The 17,128-nt window shown below is 41.1% G+C and carries 13 protein-coding genes; 12 read left to right on the top strand and 1 reads right to left on the bottom strand.

Annotated elements, in window-relative coordinates; genetic code table 11:
* The first annotated feature begins 2 nt into the window (after positions 1-2).
* Genes hslU through A5870_RS10440 form a run of 3 tightly spaced genes read left to right on the top strand, consistent with a single transcriptional unit; the run spans position 3 to position 3,092 of the window.
* Positions 3-1,400 (top strand): ATP-dependent protease ATPase subunit HslU, encoded by a 1,398-nt coding sequence (gene hslU, locus A5870_RS10450; RefSeq protein WP_086292740.1) that lies wholly within the window; start codon positions 3-5, stop codon positions 1,398-1,400.
* 13 nt (positions 1,401-1,413) lie between these two features.
* Entirely contained in the window at positions 1,414-2,205 is a 792-nt protein-coding gene (codY, locus tag A5870_RS10445) for a GTP-sensing pleiotropic transcriptional regulator CodY (protein WP_086292738.1), read from the top strand.
* Between the two features lie 11 nt (positions 2,206-2,216).
* Positions 2,217-3,092 (top strand): aldose 1-epimerase family protein, encoded by an 876-nt coding sequence (locus tag A5870_RS10440; RefSeq protein ID WP_086292736.1) that lies wholly within the window; start codon positions 2,217-2,219, stop codon positions 3,090-3,092.
* A 53-nt stretch (positions 3,093-3,145) separates the two neighbouring features.
* Here A5870_RS10440 and plsY read toward each other — a convergent pair whose 3' ends face one another.
* Entirely contained in the window at positions 3,146-3,784 is a 639-nt protein-coding gene (gene plsY / locus A5870_RS10435) for a glycerol-3-phosphate 1-O-acyltransferase PlsY (protein WP_077452543.1), read from the bottom strand.
* A gap of 284 nt (positions 3,785-4,068) precedes the next feature.
* Here plsY and parE point away from each other — a divergent pair, with 284 nt between their 5' ends.
* From parE to glgB, 9 genes are all read left to right on the top strand, one after another.
* Complete coding sequence (gene parE, locus A5870_RS10430) at positions 4,069-6,096, top strand: DNA topoisomerase IV subunit B (RefSeq protein WP_086292734.1); 2,028 nt, start codon at positions 4,069-4,071, stop codon at positions 6,094-6,096.
* An 11-nt stretch (positions 6,097-6,107) separates the two neighbouring features.
* Positions 6,108-8,570, top strand: coding sequence for a DNA topoisomerase IV subunit A (parC, locus tag A5870_RS10425; protein ID WP_086292732.1), 2,463 nt, complete (start codon positions 6,108-6,110; stop codon positions 8,568-8,570).
* A gap of 269 nt (positions 8,571-8,839) precedes the next feature.
* A complete protein-coding gene (gene pflB, locus A5870_RS10420; RefSeq protein ID WP_077452540.1) occupies positions 8,840-11,068 on the top strand; it encodes a formate C-acetyltransferase in 2,229 nt (742 codons plus the stop codon).
* Between the two features lie 104 nt (positions 11,069-11,172).
* Complete coding sequence (gene pflA, locus A5870_RS10415; RefSeq protein ID WP_010749400.1) at positions 11,173-11,928, top strand: pyruvate formate-lyase-activating protein; 756 nt, start codon at positions 11,173-11,175, stop codon at positions 11,926-11,928.
* 94 nt (positions 11,929-12,022) lie between these two features.
* Positions 12,023-12,952 (top strand): manganese-dependent inorganic pyrophosphatase, encoded by a 930-nt coding sequence (locus tag A5870_RS10410; RefSeq protein WP_086292730.1) that lies wholly within the window; start codon positions 12,023-12,025, stop codon positions 12,950-12,952.
* Positions 12,953-13,040: 88 nt separating this feature from the next.
* Positions 13,041-13,850 carry a DUF1803 domain-containing protein gene (locus A5870_RS10405; protein ID WP_086292728.1) on the top strand — a complete coding sequence of 270 codons (810 nt, stop codon included), beginning with the start codon at positions 13,041-13,043 and terminating at the stop codon, positions 13,848-13,850.
* 197 nt (positions 13,851-14,047) lie between these two features.
* Entirely contained in the window at positions 14,048-14,494 is a 447-nt protein-coding gene (locus A5870_RS10400; RefSeq protein WP_081119138.1) for a hypothetical protein, read from the top strand.
* Positions 14,495-14,588: 94 nt separating this feature from the next.
* The gene (locus A5870_RS10395; protein WP_077452679.1) at positions 14,589-14,996 is read left to right on the top strand and encodes a hypothetical protein; all 408 of its coding nucleotides are present in this window, start codon (positions 14,589-14,591) and stop codon (positions 14,994-14,996) included.
* A gap of 174 nt (positions 14,997-15,170) precedes the next feature.
* The gene (gene glgB / locus A5870_RS10390; protein WP_086292726.1) at positions 15,171-17,117 is read left to right on the top strand and encodes a 1,4-alpha-glucan branching protein GlgB; all 1,947 of its coding nucleotides are present in this window, start codon (positions 15,171-15,173) and stop codon (positions 17,115-17,117) included.
* Positions 17,118-17,128 lie beyond the last annotated feature (11 nt).

The following is a 17,128-nucleotide window of genomic DNA, read 5'->3' as shown; positions in this document are numbered from 1 at the left end:
ATATGACAAACCAAAACAAATCACCACGAGAAATCGTGAAAGAATTAGATGAATACATCGTTGGGCAAACCAACGCCAAAAAATCAGTGGCTGTTGCTTTGAGAAATCGCTACCGCCGGTTGCAATTAGATGAAAAGATGCAACAAGATGTCACACCAAAAAATATTTTGATGATCGGACCAACAGGGGTTGGGAAAACGGAAATTGCGCGACGTTTAGCGAAGATCGTTGATGCACCTTTTGTTAAGTTAGAAGCGACGAAATTCACGGAAGTCGGCTATGTCGGTCGAGACGTAGAATCGATGGTACGTGACCTTGTTGAAAATGCGATCCAAATCGTGAAAAAAGAACAATATAAAAATGTGCGGATCCAAGCGGAAAAAAAAGCCAACCGTCGTTTAGTAAAAGTCTTAGTTCCTGGTATTAAAAAGGAACAGAAAAAGAATACCAATCCTTATGAACAAATGATGAATATGTTCAACGCCGCACAACAACCAGAAGAGCCAAAAGAAGAATTGACGGATGAGATTCGCAGCAACCGTCAAGCCATTTTCGAGCAATTAGAAAAGGGGCTTTTAGACAACCGGGAAGTGACGATCCAAGTCGATGAGCCGAAAAGTCAAGCACCAATGATGAACAATGGCTTAGAACAAATGGGGATCGATTTGAATGAAACCTTAGGGGCATTGAAACCGCAAAAGAAAATCGAGCGCACGGTAACTGTGAAAGAAGCACGAGAATTGTTGATTCAAGAAGAATCCTCTAAACTGGTCAACGACGCGGATATTCACAGTGAAGCGTTACGTTTAGCAGAATCTAGCGGCATCATTTTTCTTGATGAAATCGACAAGGTATCTTCGAAATCACAGCAGTCAGGAGAAGTTTCTCGTGAAGGGGTGCAAAGAGATATCTTACCGATCGTTGAAGGATCGCAAGTCAATACGAAATATGGCACGTTACAAACAGATCATATTCTCTTTATCGCCTCAGGCGCGTTCCATCTATCAAAACCAAGCGATCTGATCCCTGAGTTGCAAGGGCGTTTCCCGATTCGCGTGGAACTAGATGACTTGACAAAAGAAGACTTTGTTAAAATTTTAACGGAGCCAAACAATGCTTTAGTCAAACAATACATCGCCTTGTTAGGAACCGAGAATGTCAAAGTGGTCTTTACGATGGAAGCCATCGAAAAAATTGCCGAAATCGCGTATCAAGTCAATCGCGATACCGACAATATTGGTGCTCGTCGTTTGCATACAATTTTAGAAAAACTACTTGAAGATTTATTGTTTGAAGCATCTGAGATGCAAATGGGTGAAATTACGATCACAGAAGCGTATGTGGAAGAAAAACTTGCGTCCATCGCAAAAGATGAAGACTTAAGCCGGTATATTTTATAAAGGGAGCGGACCAATGAAAACATTATTAGAAAAGACAAGACAAATCAACGAATTATTGCAGCAAAAAAACACCTTTAATTTAGCTTCTGATTTGCCTTACGACAAAATGGCTGTCATTTTAGGAAACATCCTAGACAGCAATGCGTATATTATTAGCATCGACGGTAGTGTGTTAGGTTTTGTTGAGAACCACGATGTTAATAACGAACGTATCAAAAAAATGTTTGTTGAAAAACAGTTTCCTAAAAATTATACAAATTTAGTCGATCACCTGACCTCCACAGAAGCTAATGTGCCAATCAGTGATGATATGACCGCTTTTCCTGTGGAAGGCCGTGAGTTGTATCCCAACGGACTAACAACTATCGTACCGATTTACGGTGCAGGGGAACGTTTAGGAACAATCATTCTTTCTAGAATCGATAAATCTTTTGATGATGACGATTTGGTATTAGCGGAATACAGTGCAACAGTTGTGGGTATGCAATTCTTGTACCAAAAATCCCGCAGTATCGAAGAAGACGTTCGCAGTACAACGGCGGTTCAAATGGCAATCAACACCCTTTCTTATAGTGAGTTGAAAGCTGTTCAAGCGATCTTTGAGGCATTAGAAGGCGACGAAGGTCGTCTGACCGCATCAAGTATCGCTGATCGCATTGGTATTACACGGTCGGTGATCGTAAATGCTTTACGTAAATTAGAGTCTGCCGGTATTATTGAATCCCGCTCTTTGGGGATGAAAGGCACCTATTTAAAAGTGCTTAACAGTCGCTTTAAAGAGGAATTGACGAAACATCAATATTAGGAGATGAGACCATGACAGTTACCATCACGGCCGGTCATCTGCAAGCAAAAATTGCAGAAAAAGGGGCTGAGCTGCAAAGCTTAGTCGATACGAGCAATGACCTTGAATATATTTGGCAAGCTAATCCAAACCACTGGGGAAAGCATGCACCGATCTTATTTCCGATCGTTGGTGCCTTAAAAGAGGACACCTATCAGCATGAGGGCAAGAGTTATCATTTGCCTCGTCATGGATTTGCCAGAGACATGTTGTTTACTGTCGTTGAAAAACGCACAGATTACGCTTTGTTTTTACTAGAAAGTTCGACTGAAACCAAAGCAAAGTATCCGTTTGATTTTCAGCTGTATGTCAGTTATGAGTTAGGCGGTGATGGTTTAGTCGTCAAATACCAAGTGAAGAATAGCGGTCAAAAAGAGCTCTATTTCTCCATTGGTGGACACCCTGCATTCAACGTCCCACTTGAAAAAGGGCTGACTTTTGAAGACTATTATCTTTCTTTTTCTCCAAAGAAATCACGGGTGAAATTGCCGTTAAAAGGCAACTATATTGATTATGAGCAACGCACACTCGGTCAAACGAATACGGATTTACGCTTGACCCATGACATGTTTGCAAATGATGCGCTAGTTTATGAAACGAAAGGATTACATTCCTACTCGATTCGCAGTGAGAAATCGCCTCATAGTGTCACGTTAAGCTACAATAATATGCCGTATGTCGGTTTTTGGTCCACGTATCCAGTGAAATCGCCGTTTCTATGTATAGAACCATGGTGCGGTATCGCAGACACACTGGAAGCTTCCGGTGAGCTGTCAGAAAAGCTGGGGATTCAAGCACTTCCACCTGAAGAAGTATTTGAAACAAAGTATTCCATCACAGTTAAATAAACGTATGAAAAAAAGAAGCTGGGAAAAGCGCAATGACTTTTCTCAGCTTCTGCTTATTTGTTCGTTTGACGCTTATTCAGTCCAAAGGGTATTCGACTTTCGGTTCCGTCTTTGATGCGGGTAATGTTTTCACGATGGCGAATAAAGATAAAAATCGTTACGCCGATGGCGATAAAGGTCAGCAGCCAATTTTGCTCAGGCAAGATCGCAGGGGCGATAAAAGGCAAAACAATCGTCGATAAAGTGATCAAACACGCCGCGATCATACTGGTCAGACTCACCATACTGGTCACATAAAGACAGATAACAAAAATCAATGAAGAATAAATGAAAAAGAGCGGATTGTATCCTAAGAGCATCCCAGCACTTGTCGCCACTGCTTTGCCGCCTTTAAATTTGGCAAAGATTGGGAAGGTGTGGCCTAAGATTGCACAGACCCCAAACCAGAGCGGATTGACGGTATGGAGACCAAAGATGACTGGCAAGCTGGTCGCCAAAGTTCCTTTTAAGATATCCATCAATAAAACAACGATCCCGGCTTTTTTTCCTAAAACGCGAAATGTATTGGTCGTTCCCGTATTGCCGCTGCCGAATTGGCGAATATCTTTTTTGAAAAACAGTTGGCCAATCCAAACACCCGAGGGGATCGAACCTAAAAGGTAAGCAACAATAAATAAAAGAATCGTATTCATAATAACCAACTTTCTTTGCAAGGCTAGGGCAATTTTAGCATGAAAACGCCTTTCCAACAATAAGAAAATCTTTCGCTGGTTAGGGAAAGAAGAAAAACAGCTTTTTTCAGAGCTGTGAAACACAAACGAGCCATTTTGTGACTCTAGCTTGTGCAAACAAAGGAAAAAGGATAAGATAGTTTAGAAAAATGTTCGCTTGAAAAAAGCGTATTTTGTGTTAAGATTTTTTTTGCAGTTCTTTCAACAGCAAAAAAGGACTGATCAAGATTAAAGGAGCGGTGGGTTTGGCAAAGAAAACCACAGAATATAATGATGCTTCCATTCAGGTCTTAGAGGGCCTGGAAGCAGTAAGAAAACGGCCAGGAATGTATATCGGCTCGACCGATAGCCGCGGCTTGCACCACTTAGTGTATGAAATCGTCGATAATGCGGTTGATGAGGCACTCTCAGGATACGGCAATGAAATCGATGTTACGATCCATAAAGACAATAGTATCAGTGTTCGAGACAATGGTCGAGGAATGCCGGTCGGGACACATGCATCGGGAATCCCGACTGTTGAAGTCATCTTCACAGTATTACATGCCGGCGGAAAGTTTGGCCAAGGCGGCTACAAAACCTCTGGCGGCCTTCATGGGGTTGGTGCCAGTGTTGTAAATGCCTTATCCAGCTGGCTAGAAGTGGTCATCGTTCGTGACGGTATCGAATACAAACAGAGCTTCAAAGACGGTGGGAAACCAGCCGGTACCTTGAAAAAAATCGGCAAAACTCGTAAACCAACGGGAACAACCGTTACGTTCAAACCTGACGATACAATCTTTTCTGCAACCAAATTCTCCTATGAGATTCTCGCAGAACGTTTGAGAGAATCAGCCTTCTTGCTAAAAGGGGTCAAAATCTCCCTGACGGATGAACGTGGGGAAGAACCGATTCGTGAAGTCTTTTTATATGAGGAAGGCATCAAAGAATTTGTTGATTATTTAAATGAAGAAAAAGATACCTTGACCCAAGTGGTTTATTTTTCTGGCACGAAAGAAGCCATCGAAGTAGAGCTTGCCTTTCAATACAATGATGGCTATTCGGAAAATGTCTTGTCTTTTGTCAATAATGTACGTACCAAAGATGGCGGTACCCATGAAGTGGGGATGAAGACATCAATGACGAAAGCTTTCAATGAGTATGCCCGCAAGGTGAATTTGTTGAAGGAAAAAGATAAGAACCTTGAAGGCAGTGATTTTCGGGAAGGCTTAGCGGCCGTGCTGTCGATCCGTGTTCCGGAAAATCTTTTGCAATTTGAAGGACAGACCAAAGGGAAATTAGGAACACCCTTAGCAAGAAATGCGGTAGACAATGTGATTGGCGAGCAGCTAGGCTATTACCTGCAAGAAAACAGTGAAATGAGTCAAATGCTGGTTCGTAAAGCGATCAAAGCAAGAGAGGCCCGTGAAGCTGCCAGAAAAGCGAGAGAAGAAAGCCGCACTGGAAAGAAACGCAAAAAAGGGGAGTCACTGCTTTCTGGAAAATTAACGCCTGCACAATCTCGTAATCCTAAGAAAAATGAATTGTATCTGGTGGAGGGGGATTCTGCTGGTGGTTCAGCGAAGCAAGGACGAGACCGCAAGTTCCAAGCCATCTTGCCATTGCGAGGCAAAGTTATCAATACGGAAAAAGCCAAAATGCAGGATATTTTGAAAAATGAAGAGATCAATACCATGATCTATACTATCGGTGCCGGTGTTGGCCCAGAGTTTTCGATTGAAGACTGCAACTATGATAAAGTGATCATCATGACCGATGCGGACACCGATGGGGCACACATCCAAGTATTGCTATTGACGTTTTTCTACCGTTACATGAAACCGTTGATCGAAGCAGGAAAAGTTTACATTGCTTTGCCACCTTTGTATAAAGTGTCCAAAGGGTTAGGAAAAAAAGCAGTGGTCGAATACGCTTGGACGGACGATGAACTAAGCAAGCTGACCCAAAAAATTGGCAAAGGCTATATGCTTCAGCGCTACAAAGGGTTGGGGGAAATGAATGCCGATCAATTGTGGGAAACGACGATGGACCCAGAAACGCGGACGCTGATTCGAGTACGGATCGATGATGCTGCCCAAGCAGAACGTCGCGTCACCACATTGATGGGAGATAAAGTAGAACCACGTCGGAAGTGGATCGAAAGCCATGTTCAATTCAGTTTAGAAGAAGATGGCAGTATTTTGGATAAAAAAGAAGATACAGTACCGGAGTTAGTTGATGAAAAGTTAATGGATACCGAACAAGCAGAAAGCAAACAGTTAGTTAAGGAATAGGAGGTGGTCTCTTGGAACACAAAAGCAATATACAAGAATTGACATTGGAAGAAGTGATGGGAGATCGCTTCGGTCGATATTCCAAATACATTATTCAAGAACGGGCATTGCCAGATATTCGTGATGGGTTAAAACCGGTTCAGCGGCGGATTTTATTTGCCATGAACCAAGACGGCAATACGTATGACAAAGGCTTCCGCAAATCAGCGAAATCAGTCGGAAATATCATGGGGAATTTTCACCCCCATGGCGACTCAAGTATCTATGAAGCAATGGTCCGCATGAGCCAAGACTGGAAACTACGTCAGATTTTGATTGAAATGCACGGGAACAACGGGAGTATGGATGGCGATCCACCAGCAGCCATGCGTTATACGGAAGCACGGCTTTCAGAATTAAGCGGTGAGCTGTTAAAAGATATCGAAAAAAACACGGTCGAATTGGTGTGGAACTTCGATGATACCGAAAAAGAACCAACTGTTCTACCAGCAAAATACCCGAATCTGTTAGTCAATGGCTCAACAGGGATCTCAGCTGGGTATGCAACGGAAATTCCCACCCACAATTTAGGAGAGATCATTGATGGAACGGTCTATTTGATCGACCATCCGCAAGCTTCTTTGGATCAGCTGATGAAATATATTCCTGGCCCTGATTTTCCAACAGGAGGAATATTACAAGGGAAAGAAGAAATCAAGAAAGCCTATGAAACAGGTAAAGGCAAAGTGATCCTGCGTTCGAAAACCAAGATTGAAGACATTAAAGGCGGCAAACAGCAAATCGTTATCAATGAGATTCCCTATGAGGTCAATAAAGCCAATTTAGTCAAAAAAATGGATGAGATCCGTTTGAATAAACGGATCGACGGGATTGCTGAAGTACGGGATGAAACCGACCGTACTGGTTTGCAGATCGTTGTCGAGCTGAAAAAAGAAGCAAATGCACAAGGAATTTTAAATTATCTATTTAAAAATACCGAATTGCAGATCAACTACAACTTCAATATGGTAGCCATTGACAATATGCGCCCCCAACAAGTCGGTTTGAAACGGATTTTAGAGAGCTACATCAAGCATCGCCGTGAAGTGATTGAAAAACGCAGTCGTTTTGAACTGCAAAAAGCTCAAAAGAGACAGCATATCGTTGATGGTCTGATCAAAGCTCTATCGATCCTTGATGAAGTGATCGCCACCATTCGCGGCAGTAAAGACAAAAAAGATGCCAAAAACAATCTGGTGGTTCAACACGGCTTTACGGAAGAGCAAGCAGAAGCCATTGTGAACTTGCAGTTGTACCGCTTGACCAATACGGATATCACACAATTGCAAGCAGAGGCGAAAGAACTTGCTGAAACGATCGCTGAATTGACAACAATCTTAAATGAGGAAAGCGAATTACTGAAAGTGATCAAAAAGGAATTGCGGGAAATCAAGAAAAAATATAGGACCCCGCGGTTGACTGAGATCGAAGCAGAAATTCAAGAAATCAAGATTGAAACACAAGTCTTAGTTGCACAAGAAGAAGTCGTCGTAACAGTCACAAGAGACGGCTATGTCAAACGCAGCAGTTTGCGTTCTTACGGCGCTTCAAAACCAGAAGAGATCGGCATGAAAGAAGGCGACTCTTTACTTTATAGCAGTCAAATGAACACGTTAGATCATCTGTTGTTGGTAACCAATAAAGGAAACACGATCTATCGTCCGGTTCATGAATTGCCTGATTTAAAATGGAAAGATCTAGGCGAACATATTTCGCAAACGGTCATGACGCTGGCCCAAGATGAAATGATCATTGGAGTCTTTGCTTACAAAGAGATCGATCCTTTGAAAAACTTTGTGCTGATCAGTAAAAACGGCATGATCAAACAAACGCGGATGACGGAATTTGAACCTTGGCGTACCTATAAGACACGGCCAATGACGATCATGAAGCTAAAAGATGAAACCGATGAATTGGTCAATGTCTTTTTGACGGATCAAACGGAAGAAATGGATGTCTTTTTAGTCAGTCATCTTGCCTTTGGCTTACGGTATTCGCTTAATGAAGTGCCCGTTGTGGGACCAAAAGCAGCTGGAGTCAAAGCGATGAACCTTAAAGCGGGTGATTATCTTATCAATGGGTTGTTAGTTTATTCAGAAGGGGATACACCAATCGTTCTGATTACTCAACGTGGCGCAGCAAAACGCATGCTGGCTCAAGAGATTACCCAATTAGGACGGGCGAAGCGTGGTTTGATGGTCTTGCGTGAATTGAAGAAAAATCCTCATCGCGTCGTCTATATGGGCAGTGGGGAAAATCAGCAACTGCTAGTGACCAACCAAAAAGGACAAGCCTTTGAAGTCATCACGAATCAAATCCCGATCAATGATCGGACCTCCAATGGTTCATTTATTATGGATGAGAAAACAGGGGGACAAATCTACGAAGTGAAAACACAAATCAGTCCTGCAATCGCGGAGGATCCTGTACTATAAATTATAACAAAACAGCCATTCTGTACCAGTACAGGATGGCTGTTTTTTTTCTCTTAATTAATCTTTCACATTTGCTAAAAACGTACTTTAATAAAAGATTCACATTTAAAACATACCTATAAATCAACGTTTTTAATAATAAACATCTTAAAAATAATTAAATTGTTCAAAATAATTCTTGAAAATGCTTGCAATCATTCGGGCGTGTGTTATACTGTTCACGTAAAGCTGTTACATTAGTGAACAGAAAATTTAAGGAGGTCCATCAGATGGAACAATGGAATGGATTTAAAGGAAAAACTTGGAAAGAAGAAGTAAACGTACGCGACTTCATCCAAGAAAACTACACACCTTATGACGGAACAGATGAATTCCTAGCAGATGCTACTGAAGCAACGACAAAGCTATGGGATCAAGTCATGGAACTGAACAAGCAAGAGCGTGAAGCTGGCGGCGTATTGGATATGGATACAAAAGTCGTTTCAACGATTACTTCTCATGGACCTGGCTACTTAGACAAAGACTTAGAAACAGTTGTTGGTTTCCAAACGGAAAAACCATTTAAACGCAGCTTGCAACCATTTGGCGGCATCCGCATGTCAGAACAAGCAGCAGAATCTTACGGCTATGAAATTGATGCGGAAGTTTCTCACATTTTCCGCGACTACCGTAAAACACATAACCAAGGAGTATTTGATGCCTATACACCTGAAATCAGAGCAGCTCGTCGTTCTGGTGTAATCACAGGTCTTCCTGATGCATACGGCCGTGGCCGGATCATTGGTGACTACCGTCGTGTTGCATTATACGGAGTGGACTTCTTGATCAAAGAAAAACAACAAGACCTACTATATTGCGGAAACGGAACCATGTCTGAAGACATTATCCGCCAACGGGAAGAATTAAGTGAACAAATTCGTGCTTTAAGCGAATTGAAAGAACTAGGAAACATTTACGGATTTGATATTTCTAAACCTGCTCAAACGGCGAAAGAAGCATTCCAATGGTTATATCTTGGTTACTTAGCAGCCATCAAAGAACAAAACGGTGCAGCAATGTCATTGGGACGTACATCAACTTTCCTTGATATTTATGTAGAGCGTGATTTGAAAAACGGTGTGATCACTGAAGTAGAAGCACAAGAAATCGTTGACCATTTTGTCATGAAACTACGTCTTGTGAAATTTGCTCGGACACCTGATTACAATGCCTTGTTCTCTGGTGACCCAACTTGGGTAACTGAATCAATCGCTGGTATGGGTGAAGACGGACGTCATATGGTAACAAAAAACAGCTTCCGTTTCTTACACACTCTAGCAAACTTAGGCCCAGCGCCAGAACCAAACTTGACTGTTTTATGGTCAACACGTTTGCCTCATAACTTCAAAACATTCTGTGCGAAAATGTCGATCCAAACATCAGCGATTCAATATGAAAACGATGATGTGATGCGTGGGCATTGGGGCGATGACTACGGAATCGCTTGTTGTGTATCAGCAATGCGTATCGGGAAACAAATGCAATTCTTTGGTGCTCGTGCCAACTTAGCGAAAACATTGTTGTATGCAATCAACGGTGGGGTCGATGAAAAATCAAAAGCACAAGTTGGACCAAAATTCCAACCAATTACTTCTGAATACTTGGATTACAACGAAGTAATGGAAAAATATGACACAATGATGGACTGGATTTGTGATCTGTATGTGAACACATTGAACATCATTCATTACATGCACGACAAATATTCTTATGAACGCATTGAAATGGCGCTACAAGATACAGACATTTTACGTACGATGGCTACTGGTATCGCTGGTTTCTCTGTAGCAGTTGACTCATTATCAGCAATTAAATATGCCAAAGTTCGTACGATCCGTGATGAAAACGGCATTGTTGAAGATTACGAAATCGAAGGCGATTATCCTAAATACGGAAACAATGATGACCGCGTAGATGATATCGCAGTCAACTTGTTGAAAGCCTTCATGAAGAAAGTGAAACGCACCAAAACTTACCGTGATTCAAAACACACAACATCGATCCTTACAATCACTTCTAACGTGGTTTATGGTAAGAAAACAGGGAACACGCCTGATGGACGTCGTGCAGGTGCACCATTTGCTCCAGGAGCAAATCCAATGCATGGTCGCGATACTCATGGAGCGTTGGCAAGTCTTTCATCAGTTGCGAAATTGCCATATGATTACTCATTAGATGGTATTTCAAACACCTTCTCAATCGTACCTAAAGCACTAGGTCGTGACGATGAAACACAACAAGAAAATCTAGCAACAATGTTAGATGGCTATGCTGCAAAAGGTGGTCACCACTTAAATATTAACGTATTTAACCGTGATACATTACTTGATGCGCAAGCTCATCCAGAAAAATACCCACAATTAACGATTCGGGTTTCTGGTTATGCGGTTAACTTCATTAAATTGACCAAAGAACAACAAGATGATGTCATTGCTCGTACAATGCACGAAGCAATGTAATAAGGAACAAATTCAGGCGGCGGACGGGAAAATCCGCCGCCTCTTGTTTTGAAAGTATCAGACGGAACAAGATCATCCGTCGTTTCGAAGAAAGGAAGAGCATTATGGCAGTAACAGGACAAGTACATTCAACAGAAAGTTTTGGATCGGTAGATGGACCGGGTATCCGTTTTATTGTATTCATGCAAGGATGCCGCATGCGTTGCCAGTTTTGTCATAATCCAGATACTTGGAAGATTGGCACGGGTGTCGAACGAACGACCGATGACGTCTTAGAAGAAGCGTTGAAATACCGTGAATTCTGGGGGCAAAAAGGTGGGATCACTGTCAGTGGTGGAGAACCGTTACTTCAAATGGATTTTCTGATCGATCTGTTTCGCAAAGCCAAAGCAGAAGGGGTTAGCACAACATTGGATACTTGCGGAAAACCATTTACACGAGAAGAGCCTTTTTTCAGTAAGTTTCAAGAGTTGATGACTGTGACTGATTTGCTGTTGTTTGATATCAAACATATCGATAACAAAGCCCATAAAGAGTTAACTACTCAATCCAATGATAACATTTTGGATATGGCGAATTATCTTTCAGAAATCAATCAACCTGTCTGGATTCGCCACGTGCTGGTTCCATTTAGAAGCGACTATGATGAATTTTTGATCCGTTTGGATGAGTTTATCAAAACACTGAAGAATGTCGATAAAGTGGAGATCTTGCCTTATCACACGATGGGAAAATACAAGTGGGATGAGCTTGGTTTGAAATATCCCCTTGAAGGCATCGAACCACCAACAGAAGATCGGGTGAAAAATGCCAAACGTTTGCTTCATGTAGACGACTATAAAGGCTACTTAACCCGTTGATTAAAACAGGAAAGAAGAGATTGCTATTGCTTCTTTCCTGTTTTTTTACTATGATTAGAAAGTGAATATCAATTGAAATAGGAGCGATGAAGAAATGTCGAAAATATTAGTGTTCGGTCATCAAAATCCTGATACCGATGCCATTGGTGCAGCGATTGCTTTTGCGAACTTACAAAATCAACTCGGGAAAGACTGTGAAGCAGTAGCGCTTGGTACACCAAATGAAGAAACACAATTTGCACTAGATACCTTTGGTCTGGCTGCTCCTCGTGTGATCAATTCAGTGGCAAAGGAAACCCAAGAAGTAATGCTAGTGGATCATAACGAATTTCAACAAAGTGCAGCAGATATTGCGGATGTTACTGTATTAGCAGTGGTCGATCATCACCGTATCGCTAACTTTGAGACAGCTAACCCACTGTACTATCGTGCAGAACCTGTTGGTTGTACCAGTACGATCGTCTTGAAGTTATACAAAGAAAATCAAGTGGAAATACCAAAAGCAATCGCAGGAATCATGCTTTCAGCGATCATCTCCGATACATTGTTATTCAAATCGCCAACATGTGCCGATGAAGATGTAGCGGCAGCAAAAGAATTAGCGGTTTTAGCAGGTGTTGAACTGGAAGCATACGGATTGGACATGTTGAAAGCCGGCACAAACCTTGGGACAAAATCAGCAGCAGAATTACTGGACCTTGATGCAAAAAGCTTCCCAATGGGCGGGAAAAACATCCGTATCGGGCAAGTCAATACGGTCGATCTAAAAGAAGTCTTTGATCGTCAAGCAGAGTTGGAAGCTGCCATGAAAGAATCAATGTCAGCAAATGGCTATGATCTGTTCTTGCTGGTTGCTACTGATATCTTAGACAGTAATTCTGAGCTATTAGTTGTTGGTGAACCAATTGCCCCAGTAGAAGCAGCGTTTAACACGACATTAACCAACAATCGTGCCTTCTTACCAGGAGTTGTTTCTCGTAAAAAACAAATCGTTCCTCAATTAACCGCAGTTTTTGAAGGATAATTTGAATAAATGTCAGAATGCTGGTGAGATCTGTTTTGGTAGATCAAGCCAGCATTTTTCATGATTTTTTGAATAAGGAGTCCACACAGTGAAATTTTTTTATAGTCCCCATTATCGTTCATTACAACCGATAGTGGCATCTTCTGAATTCCATGATTTGGTTCATGTGCTTCTAAGCTGTCAAGAACCGCCGACATTACGAGAGCTAAAAGCCAAGTTTCCGGAGGTGTCATTTGATAAAACTCTTGACCGCCTGATCGCATCAGCTTTGATCATCCGTAAAAATCGACGCTATTTTTTAGGTTTTCCTGTTTATACTGAAGAAGATCAAAAGCAGTTGCAAGAAAGTGACGGTTTTTATCAAGAAGCCCTTGATTGGTCAACACAAGAGATTGCTGATTTTATCAAAAGCTTTACGGTGACAAGTGCTAAAAACAAATATTTTTATGGTTGTTTGCAAGGAGTGGAGCAAGGAGTCGTGTATTCGTTGACTCATGAGACGTTTCAGATGATCACTTACGCAGAAGCGCCATGGCCACCGACACTACCGGCTTTTTTTGAAGCAAATCGCCAGCTACAAAATCTAGCGGTTTATGACGAACTAATGGATTTGATCGGCGATGTCGATCCAGTCTATTACTTAGATCAAGTAAGTGTCATCTTTGAACGTATCCGTAAAAACAAAAAAGTGCGTTCAAGTATTTTTCTAGAATCGCTCCAACGATTGAAAATTGTCAGTTCCGAGCTAGATTTCTTGCTGGAAGAAATAAATTGTGATAATCTAAAAAACGGTCGTTATCCTCCTTCTGAAAAGGATAGTTTCTTGCAACGATTAGTGATTGCTCAATTAGCAATAAGGACAGGTTCATACAACACTTTATTTTTCAATAATATTTGACATTTCTAATAATTGTGTTATTTGTTTAAAATTATATGATTTTTTAAAAGCTGTTAGACATCATTCTAACAGCTTTTTTTAGTTTTCTTTAAAATGATAATTTGATGAATAAAAATTAAAAAACAACAATCGTTTTGTTTGGAGTTTTGATTTCTTGGTGATATGATGATTTCAGAACTTTGAAAGGGGATATAAAAATGGAAGGATATAAAACGGTTGAGTTTGAACAGTTGGAAGGGCATAAAACGAAAGCAGAAATGATTACATTCGTATCGATGACAGAAATAGAAGCTGCTCGGCAAGCAATTACAAATGCGGGGATCGATGAAACACGTTTTTCTGACGGAGATCTCATTCTGGCATTGAAGCAAAAGGAACGATTTGGGGCAAATACAATCGTTTCCGTGGTTATTGATTGGCTAGTGAATCAAAATTACTTAGTGAATCCAGCCCATGCTCTGCGTTACTTGGCAAAGAAAATGGCTGATGGTCCTGTAACGAGTTATAAACTATTAAGTGAGAGTGAGTTTGACTGTGATGGGAATTACTACTTGATTGGTCACACTGGTAAATCATTGGCGGTAAATAAAGCCTATAAAGTTTATACTGACGGACAAGTAAAAGAGCTTTGGCAAGCAAAATAGTTGAAGATGATTTCGGCTCTAGCGGGGAAAGAAAGTGACTGTAGAAACAGTTGTTTTCAAAAAAGGATCAAATATTGAAGGTTGTGAAAGATGCGTGAAACTAAACATTCGAATCGGCTTAGCTGGCAGTCATCTTCTGATTGGTGCATTCAGCCTGATCGGCGCACTGCTGACGCTTTACAAAGTACCAACTAGTTTTGGTACGATCCAAGTCTTGTTAGGTGAAATTTATTATACCGATACGGTATTTGACCGATTTACTCAGCTTTTCTTATTGGGGATCATTAGTCTTTATACCGTAGTGACGAGTTTTTATGGGTTTCGATTTTGGTGTTTTTGCTCCGCCTCTTCTGCATTTGGGACACTGTTGGCATATGTTGAATTAACTGAGACACTTCCGATGATGGTTGTTTTTATCCTAGTATTGGTAAGTTTGTTTCAGTTATGTGTAGTCACATACTTCATTTTCCAAAAGCTAAAAAGTAGAGCTGAAACAGGTTGAACAGATACGTTCAAGCTGTTTTTTTCTGTCCAGAACAATTCGTTCGTATCATAGGGTTATTACGTTACTAGAAATTTATTTTATGCTATGCTAACAATAGAGAACGTTTGATTGCGAATGTTTCGCTAAGGAATAAACGTGACATGATCGATCGTTTAAGAATAAGCGATCAAGATGAGTCGAAGGAGGACTGATGAGAGAGTGGTTACCAAACAACAGGTACTGACTGCGGAAAAAGACTTTCTGAGTGGTGAAAATTTTTATGTCCAACATTTCTTAGGCGCCCATCAAGTAGATGATGGCTACGTGTTTCGCGTTTGGGCACCAAATGCTCAGCAAGTATGGCTTGTTGGCGACTTCAACCAATGGACGGATACCTTGCCGATGAACAAAAGGGCAGAATCCGGTGTTTGGGAAATTGAGACCAACCAAGTAAAAGAAGGACAGCTTTACAAATACAAAGTAAAACAAGCGAATGGACGAGAAGTATTGAAGATTGATCCTTTTGCCGTTCATTTCGAAACTCGACCAGGAACTGCTGCCGTGTTGCATTCGATTCCACAAAAAAAATGGCGAGATGGGTTATGGCAAGGACGGAAAAAAAGACAAAAAACATTTAATCGACCTCTTAATATTTATGAAGTTCATGCCAGCTCATGGAAGCACCACGAAGATGGTACCCCTTATCGCTTCTCCGAATTAAAAGATGAACTTATTCCTTATGTAAAAAAGATGGGTTATACCCATATTGAATTTATGCCTTTGATGGAACATCCTTTAGGAACTTCATGGGGCTATCAATTGACTGGTTACTTTGCACTTAGCTCCTATTATGGAACACCCGAAGAATTTCAAGACTTTGTAGAGGCTTGTCATTTGGAAAATATAGGCGTCTTCGTTGATTGGGTACCAGGACATTTTTGTGTCAATGATGACAGCCTAGCTTATTATGACGGCACGCCGACATTTGAATACATGGACGTGAATCGAGCCAAAAATGTGCGCTGGGGAGCAATCAATTTTGATTTAGGGAAACCGCAAGTCCAAAGCTTTCTGATCTCAAGTGCCTTGTTTTGGATTGAATTTTACCATATCGATGGGATTCGAGTGGACGCTGTTTCTAACATGATTTACCGCGATTATGACGAAGGTCCATGGGAACCCAATCACGAAGGGGGCAATCGAAATTTTGAAGGCTATTACTTCTTGCAGAAGCTTAATTCCGTTATCAAGTTAGCCCACCCAGCAGTGGTCATGATAGCAGAAGAAAGTACTTCTGAGACCAAAATAACAGGAATGGTCGAAGAGGGAGCATTAGGATTTGATTATAAATGGAATATGGGCTGGATGAATGATGTCTTGCGTTTTTACGAAATGGACCCGATTTTCCGTAAAGACCATTTAAGTTTGCTTTCTTTTTCTTTTATGTATCGGATGCAAGAAAATTATATTTTGCCTCTCTCCCATGATGAAGTGGTTCATGGTAAAAAAAGTTTGATGCACAAAATGTGGGGGGACCGCTACAAACAGTTTTCACAATTACGCAATCTTTATACGTACATGATGATTCATCCAGGAAAAAAACTATTGTTTATGGGTAGTGAATGGGGACAGTTTTTAGAATGGAAATATGATCATGGGCTTGAATGGGTCGATTTAAACGACGCATTCAATGCAAAAATGCAGTTCTTCACCCAGACCTTGAATGAATTGTACAAAGAAGAACGAGCCCTTTGGGAATTGGATGATCAAGAAGATTCATTGATGGTAATCGATGCAGACAACTTAGATGAAACGACATTGACTTTCTTACGACAAGGAAAAACAAAAAAAGATTTCTTGATCGTGGTGGTCAATCTGACACCAGTGGAGCGTCACGATTTTGCGATCGGGGTGCCATACGAAGGAACGTATCGCGAGATTTTAAACACGGAACGGGATGTATTTGGCGGAACTTGGGTGGCGAATAACCAAGACTGCCAGACCAGTAATACCCCTTTTAAACAATACGACTATCAAATCAAAACAATTTTGCCTGCGCTTGGGGCTTTAATCATCAAACCAGAAAAAATCAAAATGACTCGTAAAAAAGGACCAACAAAATCACGAAAAAAAGAGTAAAGGGGGAAAGG

The sequence above is a fragment of the Enterococcus sp. 2G9_DIV0600 genome (assembly GCF_002140615.1).
Classification (GTDB): Bacteria; Bacillota; Bacilli; order Lactobacillales; family Enterococcaceae; genus Enterococcus_D; species Enterococcus_D innesii.
The sequence above is the reverse complement of the archived record's forward strand: the minus strand, read 5'-3'. Positions and strand labels throughout refer to the sequence as shown.

What these genes read in the sequence shown, in the direction of transcription:
- hslU (WP_086292740.1), top strand. Translation starts at nt 3, where the DNA reads ATGACAAACCAAAACAAATCACCACGAGAAATCGTGAAAGAATTAGAT.
- codY (WP_086292738.1), top strand. Translation starts at nt 1,414, where the DNA reads ATGAAAACATTATTAGAAAAGACAAGACAAATCAACGAATTATTGCAG.
- A5870_RS10440 (WP_086292736.1), top strand. Translation starts at nt 2,217, where the DNA reads ATGACAGTTACCATCACGGCCGGTCATCTGCAAGCAAAAATTGCAGAA.
- plsY (WP_077452543.1), bottom strand. Translation starts at nt 3,784, where the DNA reads ATGAATACGATTCTTTTATTTATTGTTGCTTACCTTTTAGGTTCGATC.
- pflB (WP_077452540.1), top strand. Translation starts at nt 8,840, where the DNA reads ATGGAACAATGGAATGGATTTAAAGGAAAAACTTGGAAAGAAGAAGTA.
- pflA (WP_010749400.1), top strand. Translation starts at nt 11,173, where the DNA reads ATGGCAGTAACAGGACAAGTACATTCAACAGAAAGTTTTGGATCGGTA.
- A5870_RS10410 (WP_086292730.1), top strand. Translation starts at nt 12,023, where the DNA reads ATGTCGAAAATATTAGTGTTCGGTCATCAAAATCCTGATACCGATGCC.
- A5870_RS10400 (WP_081119138.1), top strand. Translation starts at nt 14,048, where the DNA reads ATGGAAGGATATAAAACGGTTGAGTTTGAACAGTTGGAAGGGCATAAA.
- glgB (WP_086292726.1), top strand. Translation starts at nt 15,171, where the DNA reads ATGAGTCGAAGGAGGACTGATGAGAGAGTGGTTACCAAACAACAGGTA.